The following is a 20,196-nucleotide window of genomic DNA, read 5'->3' as shown; positions in this document are numbered from 1 at the left end:
GGATTTCTCCCTAGTGCTGAGTACGGGAAACGGGTATAATGAAAACCGATAAACTGGGTAAAACCAGTTATATGTACGATACAAATAACTAGTTGTAATGAACAAGATGGAGGAATAACGGTGAACTTACCTGATGACTTTGTGACGAAGTACCAGCGGTTACTGGGCGATGAAGCCCCGGCGTTCTTGGCGAGCTTGACGTCGACGGTGAATACGGCCGGTTATCGTGTCAATCCAGAACGAAAAGTGCCCGCAAACTTGACGACAGCTAAGCCAGTTCCGTATGCTCAGTGGGGGTATTATGGAGCAGTGAAGGGCCGAAGCTTGGCCCACCAAAGCGGTGCGGTCTATAGCCAAGAACCCAGTGCGATGTTCGTTGGCGCAACGGCAGCCCCAGCTAAGGGCGAACGAGTCTTAGACCTGTGTGCGGCTCCCGGTGGGAAGACCACCCACTTAGCCAGCTACCTTCAGGGAACGGGACTGTTGGTCACCAACGAAATCAATCGTAAGCGGGTTCGGGTCCTAGCCGAGAACGTTGAACGGTTTGGGGTCGCTAATGCCGTGATCTTAAACGATTCGCCGGATACGCTCAGTCCCGTTTTTCCGGACTACTTTGACAAGGTATTAGTCGATGCCCCGTGTTCGGGGGAAGGCATGTTCCGAAAAGATCCGGCGGCCATGGATTACTGGTCGCTAGCGTACGTCGAAGACTGTGTGACGCGGCAACGTGAGATTTTAACGGAGGCCGTTAAGATGGTCAAGCCTGGCGGACAATTGATCTACTCGACTTGTACTTTTGCACCGGAAGAAGACGAACAGATGATGGCGTGGGTCTTGAAGACCTTTCCCGAGTTCCACTTGGTTCCCGTTGAGAAGTCTGGTGGCGTTGTTGATGCCCGGCCGGAGTGGGCCGATGGTAATCCGGAGTTGAAAAAAGCGGCGCGGTTGTTCCCCCACTTACTTCAGGGGGAAGGTCATTTTGTGGCTAAATTGGAACGAACGTCCGCTGCGGAGCCAACCCGTCCGCGGGGCCAAGCCCAGTTGGGAACGGCCCTGAGCCGCGACCAGCGGCAGCTTTGGCAAGACTTTGCCCAACAAGTCTTGGGAACGGAAGCGTTGCCCGCAGGTGAGCTAGTGACCGTGAAGGATCAATTATTCGCGGTCCCACAAGACTTACCGGCATTGAAACGGGCACACGTTTTCCGTCCGGGATTGCATCTGGGGACGTTTAAGAAGAACCGGTTTGAACCCGCCTATGCGTTGGCCTTAGCAAGTGAGCCACAGCGGGTGAACCACACGCTAGCCATCGATTTGGATCAGTGGCAAAAATGGGTTCACGGGGACACCATTGCGTTAGCGACTGCTCCGGCAAAGGGGTGGTACCTCCTAACGTGCCAGCAGCAACCCGTTGGCTTCGGTAAGGTCGTGGGACAGACCGTCAAGAACTTCTTTCCTAAGGGGTTGCGGTTTACGGTCTATCCGGAAGATTTGAACTAGTGATGATGTAAAACTTGATAAATGTCGCTTTAAATTGATTACGGGTAATCGGTTTAAAGCGACATTTTTTGTTATTATGGTAATTTGAATGACTCTAGCTAATAAAAATTAAAATTTCTTTGAATTCTGAAATTGTACTAATCCTTAGCGTAGAAGGGTAGCAACCGGTTGCAGTATATAAAAGTCTATCGAAAAATGAACTTTTGCCAATCATTGTTTGAGTTTTCCAAAGTCCTCCCGTAGTATTAAACAGTCGAAAAATGATAAATATACTGTTTAATGAACGCATGGAATTATATATTTCGCGTTCGAAGGGGGAGAAGTAGGCAATGAACGTTAATGAACCAAAGTTTTGCGTATCATGTGGAACGGCTTTGTCAAAAACTAGTGAGTTTTGTTCAAAATGTGGTACCAAGCAGCCTCAAGTAGGTAATCAAGCGGAGGCAGTTAATCATGAAAAAGATCCAGTAGAGGCCAATCCTAATATGGTGAGTGCCTTTATTTTAGGAATTAAGGATGCTTTTGTCTTTTCTAAGACACTTGGAAGAGCTAGTTACTGGTGGCTTTTTTTGGACTTCACTATTTTAAATTTGATTTTGGGGAGTTTTCTGCTAACTAAAGCAACCCAAATGTTTAGTTTTGGGATGAGTCCTCTGAAATTGTATGATGTTCCTCAGTTGGCAGTTCAGTTGTTAGCGTCAGGACTAATTGTTTTCTTAGGAGTTATGATGATGTCGGCATCTATTCGACGATTGCACGATACGAATCATTCCGGTAACTATTTGTGGTTTATTATGCTTCCCGTTGTTGGTGCGGTTATTTTAGCTTTTATGCAAGCTAAACCTACGGATATTAAGGGGCAGAATTACGATAAGAACGCGCACTCTAGTAAATGGCAAGGTAAGTGGCAAAATTGGTTAGTCTTGGGAACCTTAACAATTTTGGGAACATTCTTTTTAAACACGGTTGCGTATAACGACACTATGAGTAAGTATTCAAGTACAGCAACAGGGACAGCTCATGCAACCAATTCTGAAAGTACAGCTGATGAACATTCGAGTTCAACTGAGAGTGCTTCTGAGGATAATAGTAAAAGTATCCAATTGAGCGATGCTAAGATTGATATCGCTGATCAAAAGGAATATGCAACGGATTTCAGTGATAGTAGTTGGACAAATACTAACTTTGTTATTGACAAAGTGACGGTTTATAAAACTGAGGGTACTTACAAAGACGGTGATAAATCAGACTTTAAGGGAATTGTTAAAGTTCATATGAAGATTCGAGCCGGTCGTGATTTGACAACCTATCCCGCACAGGGAACATTGAGTACGAATGACGGACAGCAGGTAGATGCCGATATGCATGATAGTGATGATTTTGATGGGGAACTTAATGCGAATGCAAATAGAGAGGGAAACATATACTTTTTGATTCCTAAGCTCAATAGTGTTAAAGACTTATCCACAATCCGGCTGAAATGGTCTGCTTATTACGAAACAGATAATATAGATGATGAAAATGATCATAAAGAGTACGATACAACGCTAAACTTGGCATCATGAGAGTAATATTTAGGGTGTCATACAAATGGTATTAAAATAAACGTTTTGAACTAAAGATCCTCTTTAACCAGATTTAAGTGTGGTTAAAGGGGATCTTTAGTGTTGAAGTAATTATTTTTTGTAGGTCAATGGTAACTGACGCTGTTGCGCATAGGCCAGGAGTTCTGGCGAATATAGGAGCGGTCGTTGCCGTAGGGTGGCCAAGTCTGGCGCGCCCAAGAGGGTCATGATGGTCCGCAATTCTGTCTGCCAGGCCTGTAACCGGTGAGTCGTGGTGGCTTCATCGGTCTTCAGTAGGCTGTGGAGGACCTGGCCGGCGGTGCCCACCACGTTGGCGCCTAAGGCCAGCGCCTTAATCACGTCTAACGGGTGACGCACGCCGCCGGTAGCTATCGTCTGGAGTTGGGGAACTGCCCGGGCTTCCAGTAAGGATTCCACGGTAGATTGCCCCCAACCATTGAGGTAGCTGAGTTCCTTCTCCGGTCGGCGGAAGTTTTCAATGTCGATGAAGTTCGTGCCGCCACGGCCACCCAAGTCAACGTAGTGCACGCCAACGTTCGCCAACTGGTGGAGCGTTTCACGTGCCATTCCAAAGCCCACTTCTTTGACGATGACGGGTACGTCCAAGAGGGCGACGGTCTCACCAATGGCGTCTAACCAGTGAAAGTCGCGGTCACCTTCGGGCATGACCAGCTCTTGTGCAACGTTAACGTGAACTTCTAGGGCGTTGGCGGCCAACATCTGGACCACGCGCTGAGCGTCTTGGGCAGTATGCCCGGCACCAATGTTGGCGAAGACGATACCGTCGGGATTATTTTCCCGCAGTACCGTAAAAGTGGGAATCGCTTGCTCATCCTTTAAGGCGATACTCTGAGAGCCGCTGGCCACCGCCATCCCCGTTTGGGCGGCGATCCGTCCTAGCGCTGCGTTGACCTTGCCCGTCCGGGGACTCCCGCCGGTCATGGCTTCGATCAGTAAGGGTGAGGGTAACGTTAACGGGCCTAAGTGGGTCGCTAAATGAACATCGGCGACCGCCATTTCGGGAAGACTTTGGTGAATGAACCGTAGCTGGTCGAATTGGCTGGTCGCATGAGCGGTATAGAATTTTTCAGCGAGCGATAAGTGCTCGTCCTTACGATGCGCGTGACGTGATAAGACCATGACGGACCATCTCCTTCAATCTAGGTAGGTTATTCGGTGACGTGGTGAACGTTTAACTTCAGGGGTTCGATCCCGCGTTGTTCCCAGTCATGTAGGAGCTTAGCGAGGTCCTTAGCAGCATCGATGATCACGATGCCGCAGTCGCCGCCCCCTGCACCGGAAGACTTTGCGGCTCCACCCAGGGTCACAGCCGTGTCACACATGGTCTTCAAGAGCTTGGTCTCAATGGTCACATGACTGGAGTGGGCTAACTGGTTCAGTAATTGCCGGTTAAACGTAATCTCGCGTTGGATGGCCACCAGATCCCCATTATGAAACCCTTGGATCATGCGGTGCAGGCAATCGCGGCTTTCGTCTAAGAACTGGTGGTAGCTCTTGCGACGGGTTGCTTTGAATAGGGCGATGCGGTCAACTAGATGAGAGGTCGAGGCCGGTGAACCGGTCCAACCAATCAGAAGGCGCAGCGGAGCGGGCGGTGTCAGCAGTTCAATCTCAAGTCCCGGCCAATCGGTGTTAAGCAAGTCGATGAGCGTGAGTTCACGGCGAGCAGAGGCCAACCAGTCCCGGTCGAAGGCCCGATAAGCAATCCAACCACCGTAGACTGATGCGGCAATGTCACCCAAAGACCCGTTACCCTGAACATCCAGGTGCGCGATGGCGGCCAACTTAAAGAGTTGGTCTTGACTGAGGTGAATATCGTAGAACTGGCACAGGGCCTTAACGGTCGCTACGGTGACGGCGGCTGAAGAGCCTAGGCCGTACTTCTTGCCATCGGCACTATCTAAGTCACTATTGACGTTTAGGTGATAGATACCTAAGGGCTTACCCAGGGCCTGGGCGTACTGTTCTGTGAGGCGAATCGCCGACAGGATGTAGTGGAAGGGATTGTCCCGGTTATCGAAAACCAGTTCGGTTCCTTGGCGTTCCCAGTAGAGGGAATTTTCTTGGTACTGTTTGGACGCAATACGCCCATAATCGTGACTTTCCTCGATTGTCACGGTTACAAACTGGTTAAGCGCGACAATGATTGCTGGGTAGCCGGGTTCGACCACGGCATACTCCCCAGCAATGTATAATTTTCCGGGTGCTTGAGCGGAAATCAAAGAATCAGGTCCCTTCTGCGACACGCGGTCGCTTTAGCATAAATGTAGAGTGTTTTAAATTCGTTCGTTTCGTTTAATCCAGCCACTGAATGCCTGGTCCGGGGTGGGCGACTAAAACGCGGTCGGTCCCGAATTGGTCAGACAGTCGTTGTGTAATGGCGGGAAGCTCGGTCGTTTCACAAAAAATCTTGACGTTGGGCCCTGCATCTAGGGTGTAGTAGCAGGCATGCCCTGCGTCGCGCAGTTCCCGGACGGTTTGCATAGCGGCTAGACTGTCACCGTTGAAGTAACTGAACGGGGGATTGGCACTCAGGGTGAGCGCGTGCATCCGCATGGCGTTGGTTTCGAGAATCTCGCCCGTGGTTGTGAAATCATGGGCTAAGATGGCCGGGCGAATCGCTGTTAAGTCCTGTTGAACGATTTCGCGCCAAGCCGGGTAATATGGTGACGTTGTGACGCTGGTTTGCATGCCTTGACGCGAACTGACCTTCTTTTGACGCGGGTCGAGCACTAGCGCCACCATAGCGATGGGCCAGTCGACGTCTTCCATTAACGGTTTGGCGTAAGAGGAGGCGTCATCATGGCCGGCATGCCATTCAACGAAGCCCCCGTAGACTGAGCGCGTTGCCGATCCTGAACCGCGCCGGGCCAACCGGGATAGGTCGCGTGGTGTGAGCCGTAAGCCCGCAGCCCGACTAGCGGCCCCCGCTAGCGCCGCAAAGGCAGAAGCCGAGGAGGCCAAGCCCGCGGCCATGGGAACATGGTTCGTGGAGGTTACGGTGGCATAAGTCGTAATCCCCGCGAGGTCTCGCACGATGTCGAGGACGTGGCGGACCTTGCGACTAGCTTGGTCGGTTAAGACTTGGCCGTTGACCACAACCACGTCATGGTCTAAGGCGGCGTCGAATTGAACTTGCGTATCCGTATAAAATTGGTCCAACGTTAACGATAAACTATCGGTTTGGGGAATAATCAGGTCAGTATCGGCTTTTCCCCAGTATTTGACTAATGCGATGTTGGTATGGGCCCGAGCCGTTACTGCTGCCGTCATGCGGGTTCCTCCTCGTCTTGAAAGACTTCTGTCCAGGTTGCGGTTGCCCCGTGGGTGAGCAATGCGTGCTTGACCCGTTGGGCGCTGGCTTGGTCGGCACATAACGCAATCATGCAACCGCCCATGCCGCCTCCCGTAAGCTTCGCGCCTAAAGCTCCGGCTTCCCGGGCAACCGTGATCAGGTGGTCCAGTTCGGGGGAGCTGACACCCAAGCCGCTTAACTGTTCTTGGGCGGTATTGAGCGTTGCGCCCAGGCGGGTAATCTGATTATCCGCCAGGCACTCCCGAGCGGTATAACTAAGCTGTCCGAGCGTGTTGATCTGTTGATTGGTCACCTGCGGGAACGTGGTCTTACGACGGGCGACGGCAGCCACGGCTTGCCCCGTCTGGCCCTTCACGCCGCTATCGGCGATGACTAAGACGCCGTTTAGGTGGAAGGATAACTGTTGCAAGGTCTGGTGAGGAATCAACCAGACAGGCACCGCAGAACTAGAGGTTGCGGCGTCGATGCCGCTAGGGTTTCCGTGGGTGATCTTTTCGCCAATGGCCACGGTATCCAAGAGGGTACTCCGGGATAGGGGCCGGTCGAAGAACTGATACATGGCCCGGGTGATGGCCACGTCAACGGCTGCGGAAGACCCCATTCCCCGTTCGGCTGGCAGATCACTGGTGATGGTCATATGAAAGGGGGTCTGGGTACCGTCAAACCGTTCTAAAAGGGTCGTGATTAACGCCACGACCCCGGCAAGGTGGTGATTTAATTGGGCGATGGGACCGTCGAAGTATCGACTGGCAATCGTCTGCCCCGCCGTGGTGGCCGTCATCTGAACGGTCGTGGTCACGGAAGGGAGGGGGAGGGCAATGGCGGGTTGACCATAGACGACACTGTGGTCACCCAACAGAATGATTTTGGCATTGCTTTTCCCAATGACCGACTTCTTCAATTGCGCTCGCTCACTTTCTATTTCGATTTATTCTACTCAAATATCATACTCTACTCACCCTTATTGCGCTAGTTTTGCCGGCTAAAATCCCCGGAAGCGTAAAAAATTAATCCTTTCTATACCCTTTTACGGAAGATATCTGGCCATTGCAGGGTGAAGCGTAGCGTTGGCGGCTTAAGTGGTGTATCATAGTGCCAGTTATAATCGCATTTGTGCAGAAATTGGTGAGCAGACATGGATCAAGACACGGTCTACGCGGTGGTCGACATCGAAACCACCGGTACCAGTGTGCAAGATGGCGACCGCATTATTCAGATCGGATGCGTTTTCGTCCAGCATAATAAAATTATTAATCATTTTGAGACCGATGTGAATCCGCTACGTGAGATTCCAGCGGCCATTTCACGGTTGACGGGTATCAGCAACGCCCGGGTTCGACACGCCCCCTTATTCGATGATGTGGCGGGGACCCTGTATAGCCTGTTGACCAATACGGTCTTCGTGGCCCATAACGTTAACTTCGATTTTCCCTTCGTGAACGCTGAACTGGCTCGGGTAGGCTACCCAGAGCTGGAGATTGAAGCCTTGGACACGGTTTCTTTGAGCCAGATTCTGTTGCCAACGGCGCCCAGCTTTCGGTTGCGAGACCTGAGCGGGTATTTCAACATTGAACACGATAATCCCCACTCAGCGGATAGCGATGCGAGTGCCACGGCTGAACTTTTTATCTTCCTATTTCGGCGGTTACGGGCATTACCGTTAGTCACGTTACAGCAGATGATTGATCTACAGACGGATCTGCCACGCGAAACGGCCCGGCTTTTTACGGTCGCACGAGATCTCAACGTGCAACATCCCCGTAAGCTACCCGACTTCTTATACCTGAAGAACGGGTTGGCGTTGCGGAAAGTGCCAGAGGTGGAGCCGACACCGCTAACCGCGCCGATTCAGTATCCCAAGACTAAGAAACAAAAACAAAAGCTGATGCCCGACAACCTTGAATGGCGGGCGGAGCAGGCTAAAATGATGAATTACATCTATAATAATTACGCCGCTGCTGATCAGCACCCCGTCAAACAGATGGTGGTCGAAGCCCCCACTGGTATCGGGAAGAGTCTGGGGTACACTTTCCCCATGGCCTTTTTGGGGCAAACTGGGCGGGCGGTCGTCATTAGTACGGCCACGACGTTATTGCAAGAACAATTAATGGAACAAACGATTCCGTTATTGAAGCAGATTGTTCCGTTTCCGGTCAACGCCGTGCTGGTCAAGGGGAGTCGTCACTACCTGGACCTGCAACGGTTTGCCACCACGTTGGCATTAGATGAGACTTCCAAGCAGACCCAGCTCTTAAAGCTACGGTTATTGGTCTGGTTGACCATGACTACGACCGGGGACCTCGATGAATTGCATTTGGCAACGTACCGGGCACCGTATTTCCAGGAAATCGTTCATGAGGGAGCCGTTCAACCGGACAATCCCTTCTATCAGGATGACTTCATTCGGCGGCGGGATTCAGCATTGAAGCAAGCTCAGTTTGTGATTGTCAACCACGCCTACCTTAGCGAACACGCGCATGAGTTGGGCGAGCAATTGAATCGGCCGTACCTGGTGATCGACGAAGCGCAACACCTTTCGGAGAGTACCTTGCGCCAGCGTCGGACTCAGGTGAAGTTTGCGCAAATCATGAATGAGTTACACCATGTGCAGCGGGATATCAGTCGGGAGATTGGCCCGAACCTCTTGGCGTTGTTCGCCCAGGATCAGGCCACGACTCAGACGATTCAGCGCTTGTTGACCACTAGCCAAGACCTGGAACAGGCCCTGACCACGGTGGTCAACCACCTCTTTTTGAAGTTCTTGGCGGCTAAGCGGGGGAACACCCAGAATGCGCCGATTGAAGAGTTGGTTCCCGCTCGAGCCTTATTTGACGCCACGCAAGATTTGGCCCCTACGTTGAAACAGTTACGGGATGGTGACTTGGCCCTCCTGGTGCAACTCGGAACGATTCGGGAGCGCTTTGATCAGGAGCACGAACGGTTCGTTGCTTCTCAACGGTACCTGTTCGAACGGTTAGACACCCGGTTGCACGTGATTGACGACCTGTTACAGCGATTACTAGGTATCTTCGACCAGGCAACGCCCGATACGACCAGTGAGCTGTTCTGGGTCACTATCAATCACGTAGGCGACCGCAGTAGTCTCCAACTGGCCAGTGGGTTATTAGCCACGCAGGGATTCTTACAATCGCGCATCTATGATGCCTTTCAACCCGTACTTCTAACGGGGGCGACCCTCTTTTCTTCGGGGCGGTCGCAGTATGTCTTAGATCAGTTCGATTTAGACCGTCAGACCACTGCCACGCACCGGATGCGGAGTAGTTTCGATTACGCCCACCAATCACACTTGTTAGTTGCTGATTCAGGGCCGAACCTGACGCGGGTGGCGCCGGACGACTACGTCACTTACTTGGTAAGTGCTATCACGCAGTTGGCGGGGGCTGTGCACAAACAGACCCTGGTCTTGTTCAACTCCTTGAACGTTATTGAACGGGTCTATGAGCAGTTGACCCAGCAGCCAGAATTCGCCCAGCGAGAGATCCTCGCGCAAGGAATCAGTGGTAGCCGGGAACGAATTGCTAAGCGTTTCTCAACGGGAAACGATTCCGTGCTCTTAGGGGCGGCGAGCTTCTGGGAAGGCATTGATTTACCGGAAGAGCAGTTGGAACTGTTGATTGTGACCCGGTTGCCTTTTGACTCGCCGGATCGCGTCTTCATCAAGGCCAACTATGCGCGCCTAGAAGCCCAGGGAAAGAACCCGTTCTATAACGCCGCGTTGCCAGCCGCGACTTTGAAGTTGCGGCAAGGCGTTGGGCGGTTGATTCGAACACCACGGGACCATGGTGCGGTGGTGATCTTGGACCAGCGCTTAGTCGAGCGACAGTACGGCCAGAGCATTTTACGGGCCCTACCGAAGGAGATGCCCCGGACAGTTGGCGATGTGGGGATGTTGACCCAGGGGCTAGTTAAGTTTTTTGAAAAGCCGACTCCGGATTCAGAGACGACCCCGGAAATTTGATATAATGAATCTAATTGAATCTGAATAAGGGAGTACGATGACAAGTGATGAGACAACAGTACCAACGACGACGCCGGCCACGGCATTGGGGACTCCTAACGGTCTTAGTAGTGGTGTTAGTGTTGCTGTTAAGTGGGGGTTACGTGATTCAGCGGGCAACGCGTCCGTTCAATCAAGCGCAGACGCGAGCGGAACGCATCGCGAAGAAGTCGGGGAAGCTGACCAAGACCACCGACTTCTATTGGACCAACCTGGATACCACGTACTACACGGTCGCGGGACAGAATAAGGCCAAGCAAAACGTTTACGCCGTGATTCCCAAGACGGGGAAGAACGTGACTGTGTTGAAACAAAGTGCCGGGCTTTCACGCAATGCGGTACTTCAACGGGTCTGGCAACGTAACCCTAAGAAGGTTTTGTCAGCGGCTTTGAGTATCTTTAACGGGAAGCCGGCTTGGCAAGTGAGTTATTTGAGTCGAAATGGAAAGCTCTGTTACCTGACGTTCCAGTACAGCAACGGAAAAGTCTTGCAACAGATTGCAAATATCTAATTTGTTTCGAGGAGGTTGCGTTATGCGACAATTGTCTCAGCGGGCCCAAGCAGTGCGGCCCTCAGCAACGTTACAGGTCTCTCAGCGCGCGCGGGATCTTCAGGCCAGCGGCGTGGACGTGATTAATCTAGGATTAGGTCAACCGGATTTTCCAACGCCGGCGCCAATTAAGGCGGATGCTATTCGGGCGATTGAAGCCAACCAAGTCGATGGCTATACGGCTACCGCGGGCATCTTGCCGTTACGGCAGGCCGTGGCTGACCGGTTAGCCCAAACGCAAAACGTTCAGGTCACGGCTGACCAAGTCGTGGTCACGACGGGGGCTAAGTTAGCGCTATACGCGTTATTCCAGGTTCTCGTGAATCCGGGAGATGAGGTCTTACTGCCGGCACCTTACTGGGTCAGTTACGCAGAACAAGTCAAGCTCGCGGGAGGGCGGCCCGTGGAAGTGGCCCCGACTGCGACTTTAAAGGTCACGCCGGAGCAGTTGGCCGCGGCAATCACACCCCGGACGGTGGCTGTCGTGTTGAATTCCCCACAGAATCCCAGCGGGGTGGTCTACACGCCAGCAGAATTGCAAGCGCTCGGCGAGTGGGCCGTCCAACATGACCTGTGGATCATCGCTGATGAGATTTATGGAGAACTGGTCTACGATCAACCGACGCCAATTCCATCAATGTTGACGTTGGGAGGGGCTATTGTGGACCATACGATTGTGGTCAACGGGGTCTCTAAGACTTATGCCATGACGGGGTGGCGGATTGGCTATGCCGTGGGGCCACAACCCATCATGACCAGCTTGACTCAGGCCTTATCCCATATGACGGGGAACCCTGCGGCGGTCAGTCAGGTCGCCGCGTTGTCGGCGCTAACGGGGAGTCAAAATCCCGTGGCCTTAATGAAGGCAAGCTTTAAGGAACGGTTAGACGCCATTTATCCGCTACTCGCGGCGTTGCCGGGCTTTCGGTTACCAGGGAAGCCGGCTGGTGCGTTCTACCTGTTCCCAGATGTGCAGGAAGCTATGGCGTTGAAGCAGTGTACGACTACGGACCAATTGGTGAACCGAATCTTGGAAGAGGCACACGTAGCGGTCGTTGCTGGGGAAGCGTTTGGCTTGCCGGGACACCTACGCATCAGTTACGCAACGGATAAGGCGACGTTATTAACGGCGTTGGACCGGTTAAAGAAGTTTATGCAAGCTTAAGATGACATGATTACCGAACAACGGTCGGGCCAGAAATTTCTGCGCGGCCGTTGTTTTGTTGAAGGAGGTTGAAAAATGGACGCGTTTACGCAACGGTACCTACAGGATGGTCAGACCAGTGTGGCCAATTATCTGTTGGATCACTTTCGGGAGGTGGGGATGACCACCGACCAGTTACTGGTGTACCTGCAACTACGCCGGGAAATGGACCGGGGAGTGCAGTGGCCGGATGCCGACCAGGTCGCAAGTCGGCTTGGCTGGACCGTCCAGCGGGTCTATCAGGTCTTACACGAGCTGATTACCCAGAAGCTCATGGCCATTACGACGGTTACGGATGGGCAAGGCCAGAAGCAGGACACCTATGACTTTCGATTACTGGCGGAAAAGCTGAGCCAGTTACCCGTTCATGAAGCTGATACGGTGGCGACCGAGACGGCAACGGGGACGACTACGGCGAAGTCAACTGCCGTGACGGAAGCTAAGGCGGCCCGGGCTGCCGTGTTTAACCACATTGAACAGGAATTCGGGCGCCCCTTATCGCCTATCGAGATGGAGACCATCAATGATTGGTTAGAGCAGGATCACTATCGGCCGGAGTTGATTCAGTTGGCGCTGAAGGAGTCGGTGCTGAATCAGGTCTATAACTTGAAGTATCTGGACCGTATCCTCCTGAATTGGCATAAGAAGCACCTGACCACGGCGGCGCAAGTGCAACAGGCCAAGGCCCAACAAAGTGAGCGCACCACGCCACCGGCAACGGGACGGTCGACGGACCGGCCAACGCCTAAGTTACCCATCATAAAATTAACGGATTGACGATTAAGCACGCTGAGGACGCAGGTCTTAGGCGTGCTATTTAAGTCGTGATTGAATTTTTTATGGCAACTGGTGGCAATTGCTAGCAGAACAAATTGCGTTAAGAAAACATTTAGGCTATAAAAGTGCGGGGTTTCGTGTATAATCTGATAAAAGAGTGGTTTACGGTGCTTCTCCGGTGACTATCGGGGGACACTAAAAATTACGGCTAACCTGATTTAAGGAGGAGTGTACATGAAGGTTTTAATGCCTTATTTTCACCGGTATCGGCGTGACGTTTGGTGGGCCATGCTATCGGTGATCGTCTTGGTCTTTGCGACCCTGTGGCAACCGCGGTTGCTACAGACTGTAATGGAGGCCATTATTAAGAATGATCAACAGACGGTGTTCCAACAGGGCTTGTTCCTATTGGGGCTAGCCGTCTTGGGAATCATCGGCGGGGTAGTCAACACCATTTACTCTGCCCGGGTCGCCTTAGGGGTGGCTACGGATTTACGGGCGGACTTGTACGCTCACGTGCAATCGTTAGCGTACGCCGATGTTGAAAAGTTTTCTGCCTCGAACTTAGTTGTGCGGATGACCAACGATATTAACCAGGTCCAGCAAATCGTTATGGCGGGGTTCCAACAAATCACGCGGATCCCGTTGTTATTTATTGGTGCCTTGATTCTCGCGCTGGTGACCATGCCCCAACAATGGTGGGGCATCCTTTTAATGATGATTGTAATCGTCTTGGTCGCCGGTCTAGCAGTCCAGCGGATGACCAAGTATTTTGCGCAGACTCAGCAGGACATTGAAAATGTTAATACGGTGGCGCGAGAGAACTTGATGGGCATTCGGGTGGTCAAGTCCTTCGTCCAAGAAACTAGCGAGATCCACAAGTTCTCCCAGGCTTCGGACGAGCTGACCAACGTTACGGCTAAGATTGGGTACTGGTTTGCCATTCTGATGCCGGCCTTCTTCCTGACGGCGAACTTAGCGGTGGGAACGGCGGTCTACATCGTGGGGCAAAACATTACGACTCACCCCACGTACCTAGCAGCGATTACCAGTTTTATCTCGTATCTGATGCAAATCTTATTCGCTGTGATCAACGGGGGCTTTCTGATGACCTTCGCGTCACGGGCCTTTATCTCGTTAGGCCGGATCGGTGAGGTCTTAGAAACAGCGCCTAGCATGACCTACGTCGCGGGAGATGACCAACCGGTCGCGGGGGATGTCCAGTTCGAACACGTGACCTTCACCTATCCCGGCGATGACCAGCCGACGCTAAAGGATGTCAGTTTTACCTTAAAGGCGGGTACCATGTTGGGAATTGTGGGGGCTACGGGATCGGGTAAGACCACGTTAGCCCAGCTAATTGCACGGTTGTATGATCCCGGCAGCGGGGTCGTTAAGGTGGGTGGCGTCGACGTTCGGCAATTGCCAGAAAAGGCGTTGCGTGCAACGGTCGCGTACGTCCTACAGCGCTCGACCTTGTTTTCAGGGACCATTGCCGGCAATTTACGACAAGTCCAGCCGGATGCGCAGACGTCACATATGCAGTGGGCGGCTAACATTGCCCAGGCCTCGGAATTCATCGAGCGTCTGCCGCAGACGTACGACGCACCGGTGGAGGAGCGGTCACAGAACTTCTCCGGGGGTCAGCAGCAACGGCTAGCGATTACCCGGGGTGTGATTGCCAACCCTAAAATCTTGATTCTAGATGACGCGACCTCGGCGTTAGATGCCCGGTCAGAAAAGTTAGTTCAAGAAGCCTTGAACCGAGATCTAAAGACCACCACGACGGTCGTAATTGCCGAAAAGATTTCATCGATCATTAATGCGGACCAGATTCTGGTCTTGGAGGATGGTCAGGTCTCGGGGATTGGGACGCACCAAGCCCTGTTGAAGACGAACGCCATTTACCAGACCATTTATCAAACGCAAAAGGCACGAGAGGAGGGGCTGTCATGAGTGATTTAAAGATTGCCGGTAAGTATTACTGGCACTACTTAAAGCGGTATTGGCGTGGCTTTTTAGTCAGTATCGTGTTGATTGCCTTTTCTACTTGGTGTATCGTGGTCGCGCCGACCTACTTGGGACGCGCGGTCGAACAGTTGACGACTTACTTGGGTCAGGTGACCCACGGCAGTCAGGGGTCCCTGGCGCCGTTTAACCATACGCTGATTATCTACATTCTCCTCTACTTGGGGGATGCCAGTACAATCTTTGTGGCCAGTCTCATCTTGGCTAGGGTCACGGCTTTTTCGACGGGAACCATGCGGGTCGGCCTGTTCCGGAAGCTCCAACGGATGAAGGTTCAATACTTCGATACCCACCGGGATGGCGACATCCTAGCCCGGTTCACGTCTGATCTGGATAACATCTTTAACGCGATGAATCAGGCTTTGCTAGAAATTCTACTGGCAATCGCCCAATTTGTCGGGCTCTTGATTGTGATGTTCAACCAGAGTGCGACGATGGCTTGGGTCACCATGGCCTCGACGCCGCTGGCTTTAATTGTGGCCGCGGTGGTCATGCGCAAGGCGGGCGTGGCCGTTAACCGCCAACAGGATGATATTGGGAAGCTCAACGGGTACATCAACGAGCAGATTACGGGGCAGAAAGTCCTGATTACCAATGGCCTGCAAGCCGATTCACTGAAGGGCTTTAGCGGATACAACGCCAAGGTCCGGCAATCCGCTTTGACCGGACAGATTTGGTCCGGAATCTTGAACCCTTTGATGCAGGGGATGTCGTTGCTAAATACGGCGATCGTCATCTTCTTTGGGTCGTGGTTCGCTCTGAACGGCAGCTTGTCGACGGGAGCGGCTTTGTCGTTGGTAGTGGTCTTCGTGAACTATGCGCAACAGTACTATCAGCCCATCATGTCGCTAACCAGTCTGTATAGCATGATTCAACTGGCAATCACCGGGGCACGGCGGGTCGATGAGGTCCGGCGCCAAGATGATGAGGTTAATCGTGCACAGGGCCAAGAGATGCCGGATATTCAACGGGGACTGAAGATTGACGATGTGCATTTCAGTTACCTACCGGGTAAGGAAATCTTGCACGGTATCACGATCGATGTTCACCGGGGCGAAATGGTCGCCTTGGTTGGGCCGACGGGGTCGGGTAAGACTACGGTGATGAATTTGATGAACCGGTTCTACGATGTGGATACCGGGGCGATTACCGTGGATGGCACGGACATTCGCCAGTTCGACCTGCAGTCGTTACGGGCACACGTGGGAATCGTTCTGCAGGAACCGCAACTCTTTACGGGAACGATTGCGGATAATATCCGTTATGGTGAACCGGATGCGGGGATGGACCGAGTGATTGATGCGGCCAAGCAGGCGAACATTCACGACTTCATCGAGAGTTTGCCGGACGGATACGACACGCGGGTCTCCGATGAACAGAGTATCTTCTCGGCGGGACAGAAGCAGTTGATGTCGATTGCCAGAACGATTCTGACGAATCCGCGCTTATTGATTCTAGATGAAGCCACCTCTAACGTGGACACGGTGACGGAAGCACGGATTCAGGCGGCGATGGATAATGTGATCCAGGGCCGGACGAGTTTTGTGATTGCACACCGGTTGAAGACTATTCTGAATGCAGACAAAATCGTGGTTCTGCGCGATGGTCGAATTATCGAACAGGGTAGTCATGCGGCGTTGTTGCAGGAGAACGGCTTCTATGCGGAGTTGTACCGGAACCAGATGGTATTTGAATAGGATTATTATAGTGAGGAAGCGCATTTGCCGGAAGTTGGGCAGGTGCGCTTTTGGTGTTGTTAATACCTAAATCATTGTAGTAAAATCAAAATATAGGTAAATAATATTTTTCAAAACAATTTCATTAATGTTATCAATAAGAGAAGTTTATAGATTTCTGGATGATAATCTGATTAAATCTGATGACTAAATATAGTAAGTGAAGTGAACGTGTATGGTTGCATTGACTGCAAGAGAGACTAGTTTATGGGCTAAGAAGAGTACTGAGGAGGGCGAACAATATTGGCTCCCATTAGCGGTCCACCTTATTGATACCAGTCATGTCATTAATTGGCTCTTCCTACATTGGCTTGACGAGGGACAACGCCTTTTTTTGGAGCAATCCTTGTCAGAGGAGTCTCTGCAGAAGCTTATTAAATTCTTAGGATTCTTCCATGACTTTGGCAAAGCGACTCCGGCGTTTCAAACCAAGGCTTCGTATGATGGTAATCGTTCATTGGATGGTGAACTAATCGACCGCTTAAACCGTCATGGCTTTGCTGATCTGACTGATTTGGTGCTGGCATCTCCACAGAAGTCGCCACATGCTTTAGCAGGAGAGGCTTTACTGGAGAGTAAGCGATTTAGGATTCCTCAATCGGTTGGTGCGATTATTGGAGGTCATCATGGGAAAGCAGGCAACCCGCCACGACATCAGATTAGGGATTACACAGCTAACTATTTTCAGGTAGATGGCCATTCCAATGATTCAATGAAAGAGGCGCATCGCCAAGAACTAGCGCAAAGTTGGCAGGATGCACAACAGCGGTTATTTGATTATGGATTGGCACTAGCTGGTTATCAGAACGCTGAAGAGATTCCAGAAGTTAGTCAGCCTGAGGCGGTGCTTTTAGAGGGACTATTAATTATGGCTGACTGGCTCGCTTCCAGTGAGTACTTAGACAATAGTCATCGGGAACCGCTGTTTCCATTAATTCGAGTAGATCAATCATTTCAGGATGTCGATTTGCTTAAGCGCTACCAGAACGGGATTTTAACTTGGAAACGTACCGATAAGTGGGAACCGCGGGAGGTCCAGTTGACCAATGCTAATGGTCCGGTTGACCCTTATTTTGAGCGATGGGGGTTTCGAGCACATCATACCCAGCTTGTCATGACTAAGGCTATTCAAGACGCATTAGATCCAGGAATGGTGGTTGTAGAAGCAGGAATGGGGTCTGGAAAGACTGAAGTAGCGTTATTAGCCGCTGAAGAATTAGCTTATAAAACTGGGCGAAATGGGGTTTATATGGGGCTACCCACTCAAGCCACCAGTAATGCAATGTTTGAGCGTTTCTTACGGTGGGCTAAGCAATTGGCGGATCAGGAGGGAAAACAACTATCAATTGATTTAGCTCATAGTAAATCTGCGTTTAATCTTAGCTTACGGGCTTTGCCACGCGCGACTAACGTTTATGATCGAGATGAATTAGTTGCCAAAACTCCAGCAGCAAGGCGTCTTCAAGGAAAGACGGGGGCTACCGTAGTGGATAGTTGGTTAACTGGCAAAAAGGAGATGTTGAATGACTTTATTGTGGGCACCATCGATAATTTGCTATTAATGGGGCTGAAGAAAAAGCATCTGTTTTTACGACATCTTGGCTTCAGTGGTAAGGTAGTTATTTTGGATGAAGTTCATGCTTATGATACATATATGACCAGTTATCTTGAACGGTCGCTCAATTGGTTAGGAGCTTATCATGTTCCAGTGATACTGCTTTCGGCAACATTGCCAGTTGACAAGCGTAATGTTCTCTTGCGGGCTTATCTGAGAGGTAAGTATGGCCGGCGGTACCAAAGTCAATTGGTTGCCCCTGCTGATTGGGAAACGGCCCAAGCTTACCCGCTCTTAACAATTTTAGATGGTTCCGAAATTAAACAGACCACAAAGTTTGGCCCTACGGATGGGGTATCCAAAAACTTACGCGTTCAGCGATTAAACCTTCCCGACACGGAATTAGCGACTGCAATTCTGCAAAAAATTCAGGATGGGGGTGTGGCTGGTGTAATTGTAAATACGGTTCGACGGGCTCAAGAACTAACCAAATTGATTTTGGATAGTTGTGATTCACGAGTAGAAGTAATGTTGCTTCATTCAGCCTATTTAGCACCAGACCGGGCTAAACAGGAAAGAGAATTACAAGCAAAAATTGGTAAGAATGGGCAACGACCGAATCGATTGGTTGTCGTTGGAACTCAGGTATTGGAGCAGTCGTTGGATATCGATTTTGATGTACTCTATACAGATATTGCGCCGATGGACTTAATTCTTCAGCGGGCCGGGCGATTGCATCGACACGCCATTACACGTCCCAAAGAATTACAGAACCCAGAGGTTTTTATTATGGGAATTCAGGGACTGGCAACCTATGATGCTGGTGACCAGGCTGTTTATGGCCAATATTTGTTAATGAAGACGGACCATTTCTTGGGAGATACCATACGATTACCAGAGGATATTTCGCCATTGGTTCAGAAAGTCTATAGTTCGAGTACGGATGCTGAGGTGAAAAAGAGTGAGCAGGCTCAAGCAGATGGTGAAGTGAATGAATTTGAGCAAGCTCAAGCAGACTTTGCGCAACTTCAGTGTGACTCAAAAAAGAAGGCTAAAGTCTTCCAAATTGCAAAGCCTAATTTCAAACCAGACGCAACGATTCATAGCTGGTTAGACAATGATTATGGCGACTTAGGAAAAGATGGGCAAAAAGCGAGTGCAGCTGTGCGTGATATTCAAGAAAGCCTCGAGGTGATTTTGGTTAAGTGTACGAATCAAGGGGCGTTTCTTTTGGATGGACGTCCCATTCAAAAAGTGGCTTCACGGGAAATTGCTGAGCAAGTTATTCGTATTCCGGTTGCGATAACGGCCTATTCGTCAGAGTTAGATGCTGCAATTACGGAATTAGAAAAACGGACGCAAAAATACTTTGCAGAGTGGCAGTTAGACCCGTGGTTACGTGGAGACTTAGCCCTACCATTGGATGATCACCTGTCGACAACTTTGGGAAGGTGGCGATTAACGTATTCGTCAAAGTTAGGGTTAAGTTATGCTAAGGAGGATGATTATGACTGAACGACACTTCAATTTAATTAGTGACCCGTGGATTAAGGTGATCGAGGTGGGAACTAATCGAGAGCAAACCATCTCGCTAATTGATCTTTTTGAACATGCTCAAGACTATCGCCAGTTAGCGGGCGAAATGCGGTCGCAAGACTTTGCAATCTTACGGTTGTTGTTGGCAATTTTAACAACCGTATATACGCGATTTGATGCAACAGGTCAACCGTATTTATGGTTTAAGAACGGGGTAATTGATAAAGAGGACGATGAAGCGAATGATGACCTGATGGCGACTTGGCAAACTCTCTATCAAGCTGGTCATTTTTCAGACATAGTCGTTGATTACCTACAAAAAAAATACTAAGCTTAGAGGCATAGAAGTTACCCGACGGGGTGCTCCTATG

14 protein-coding genes are annotated in these 20,196 nt (G+C 50.9%); 10 read left to right on the top strand and 4 right to left on the bottom strand.

Features of this window, described 5'->3' with window-relative positions:
• Positions 1–120 precede the first annotated feature (120 nt).
• Together FD30_RS01820 and FD30_RS01815 are read left to right on the top strand one after the other, a co-directional pair.
• Positions 121–1,497 (top strand): RsmF rRNA methyltransferase first C-terminal domain-containing protein, encoded by a 1,377-nt coding sequence (locus FD30_RS01820; protein ID WP_056943666.1) that lies wholly within the window; start codon positions 121–123, stop codon positions 1,495–1,497.
• Positions 1,498–1,826: 329 nt separating this feature from the next.
• A complete protein-coding gene (locus tag FD30_RS01815) occupies positions 1,827–3,062 on the top strand; it encodes a DUF805 domain-containing protein (protein ID WP_056943665.1) in 1,236 nt (411 codons plus the stop codon).
• Between the two features lie 111 nt (positions 3,063–3,173).
• On the opposite strand, the gene fni is transcribed toward FD30_RS01815, so the two are convergent.
• The 4 genes from fni to mvk all read right to left on the bottom strand — a co-directional run bounded on the left by fni (position 3,174) and on the right by mvk (position 7,321).
• Positions 3,174–4,223, bottom strand: a complete 1,050-nt coding sequence (gene fni / locus FD30_RS01810) for a type 2 isopentenyl-diphosphate Delta-isomerase (RefSeq protein WP_056943664.1) — start codon at positions 4,221–4,223, stop codon at positions 3,174–3,176.
• Positions 4,224–4,252: 29 nt separating this feature from the next.
• Positions 4,253–5,326, bottom strand: coding sequence for a phosphomevalonate kinase (locus tag FD30_RS01805; protein WP_056943663.1), 1,074 nt, complete (start codon positions 5,324–5,326; stop codon positions 4,253–4,255).
• 73 nt (positions 5,327–5,399) lie between these two features.
• Positions 5,400–6,377, bottom strand: coding sequence for a diphosphomevalonate decarboxylase (gene mvaD, locus FD30_RS01800; protein ID WP_056943662.1), 978 nt, complete (start codon positions 6,375–6,377; stop codon positions 5,400–5,402).
• Complete coding sequence (mvk, locus tag FD30_RS01795) at positions 6,374–7,321, bottom strand: mevalonate kinase (protein WP_056943661.1); 948 nt, start codon at positions 7,319–7,321, stop codon at positions 6,374–6,376. The genes mvaD and mvk overlap by 4 nt, the downstream gene beginning before the upstream one ends.
• 234 nt (positions 7,322–7,555) lie before the next feature.
• Here mvk and FD30_RS01790 point away from each other — a divergent pair, with 234 nt between their 5' ends.
• The 8 genes from FD30_RS01790 (at position 7,556) to FD30_RS01755 (ending at position 20,156) form a co-directional block, all read left to right on the top strand.
• Positions 7,556–10,399 carry a helicase C-terminal domain-containing protein gene (locus FD30_RS01790; protein ID WP_056943660.1) on the top strand — a complete coding sequence of 948 codons (2,844 nt, stop codon included), beginning with the start codon at positions 7,556–7,558 and terminating at the stop codon, positions 10,397–10,399.
• A 47-nt stretch (positions 10,400–10,446) separates the two neighbouring features.
• Positions 10,447–10,950, top strand: a complete 504-nt coding sequence (locus FD30_RS01785) for a cell wall elongation regulator TseB-like domain-containing protein (RefSeq protein WP_024746391.1) — start codon at positions 10,447–10,449, stop codon at positions 10,948–10,950.
• A gap of 22 nt (positions 10,951–10,972) precedes the next feature.
• Positions 10,973–12,154 (top strand): pyridoxal phosphate-dependent aminotransferase, encoded by a 1,182-nt coding sequence (locus tag FD30_RS01780; RefSeq protein WP_056943659.1) that lies wholly within the window; start codon positions 10,973–10,975, stop codon positions 12,152–12,154.
• Between the two features lie 75 nt (positions 12,155–12,229).
• The gene (locus FD30_RS01775) at positions 12,230–12,970 is read left to right on the top strand and encodes a DnaD domain-containing protein (RefSeq protein ID WP_056943658.1); all 741 of its coding nucleotides are present in this window, start codon (positions 12,230–12,232) and stop codon (positions 12,968–12,970) included.
• A 234-nt stretch (positions 12,971–13,204) separates the two neighbouring features.
• Entirely contained in the window at positions 13,205–14,926 is a 1,722-nt protein-coding gene (locus FD30_RS01770; RefSeq protein WP_056943657.1) for an ABC transporter ATP-binding protein, read from the top strand.
• Positions 14,923–16,695, top strand: coding sequence for an ABC transporter ATP-binding protein (locus FD30_RS01765; protein ID WP_056943656.1), 1,773 nt, complete (start codon positions 14,923–14,925; stop codon positions 16,693–16,695). The genes FD30_RS01770 and FD30_RS01765 overlap by 4 nt, the downstream gene beginning before the upstream one ends.
• A gap of 214 nt (positions 16,696–16,909) precedes the next feature.
• Entirely contained in the window at positions 16,910–19,804 is a 2,895-nt protein-coding gene (locus FD30_RS01760) for a CRISPR-associated helicase/endonuclease Cas3 (protein WP_056943655.1), read from the top strand.
• The gene (locus tag FD30_RS01755) at positions 19,797–20,156 is read left to right on the top strand and encodes a type I-E CRISPR-associated protein Cse1/CasA (RefSeq protein ID WP_056943654.1); all 360 of its coding nucleotides are present in this window, start codon (positions 19,797–19,799) and stop codon (positions 20,154–20,156) included. Before FD30_RS01760 ends, FD30_RS01755 begins: the two co-directional genes overlap by 8 nt.
• Positions 20,157–20,196: the final 40 nt, after the last annotated feature.

Source organism: Levilactobacillus namurensis DSM 19117, from assembly GCF_001434785.1.
Taxonomy (GTDB): domain Bacteria; phylum Bacillota; class Bacilli; order Lactobacillales; family Lactobacillaceae; genus Levilactobacillus; species Levilactobacillus namurensis.
This window is presented reverse-complemented; position numbering and strand designations above follow the sequence as displayed.

What these genes read in the sequence shown, in the direction of transcription:
- FD30_RS01770 (WP_056943657.1), top strand. Translation starts at nt 13,205, where the DNA reads ATGAAGGTTTTAATGCCTTATTTTCACCGGTATCGGCGTGACGTTTGG.
- FD30_RS01815 (WP_056943665.1), top strand. Translation starts at nt 1,827, where the DNA reads ATGAACGTTAATGAACCAAAGTTTTGCGTATCATGTGGAACGGCTTTG.
- FD30_RS01755 (WP_056943654.1), top strand. Translation starts at nt 19,797, where the DNA reads ATGACTGAACGACACTTCAATTTAATTAGTGACCCGTGGATTAAGGTG.
- mvaD (WP_056943662.1), bottom strand. Translation starts at nt 6,377, where the DNA reads ATGACGGCAGCAGTAACGGCTCGGGCCCATACCAACATCGCATTAGTC.
- fni (WP_056943664.1), bottom strand. Translation starts at nt 4,223, where the DNA reads ATGGTCTTATCACGTCACGCGCATCGTAAGGACGAGCACTTATCGCTC.
- FD30_RS01780 (WP_056943659.1), top strand. Translation starts at nt 10,973, where the DNA reads ATGCGACAATTGTCTCAGCGGGCCCAAGCAGTGCGGCCCTCAGCAACG.
- FD30_RS01760 (WP_056943655.1), top strand. Translation starts at nt 16,910, where the DNA reads ATGGTTGCATTGACTGCAAGAGAGACTAGTTTATGGGCTAAGAAGAGT.
- FD30_RS01765 (WP_056943656.1), top strand. Translation starts at nt 14,923, where the DNA reads ATGAGTGATTTAAAGATTGCCGGTAAGTATTACTGGCACTACTTAAAG.
- FD30_RS01785 (WP_024746391.1), top strand. Translation starts at nt 10,447, where the DNA reads ATGAGACAACAGTACCAACGACGACGCCGGCCACGGCATTGGGGACTC.
- FD30_RS01775 (WP_056943658.1), top strand. Translation starts at nt 12,230, where the DNA reads ATGGACGCGTTTACGCAACGGTACCTACAGGATGGTCAGACCAGTGTG.
- FD30_RS01790 (WP_056943660.1), top strand. Translation starts at nt 7,556, where the DNA reads ATGGATCAAGACACGGTCTACGCGGTGGTCGACATCGAAACCACCGGT.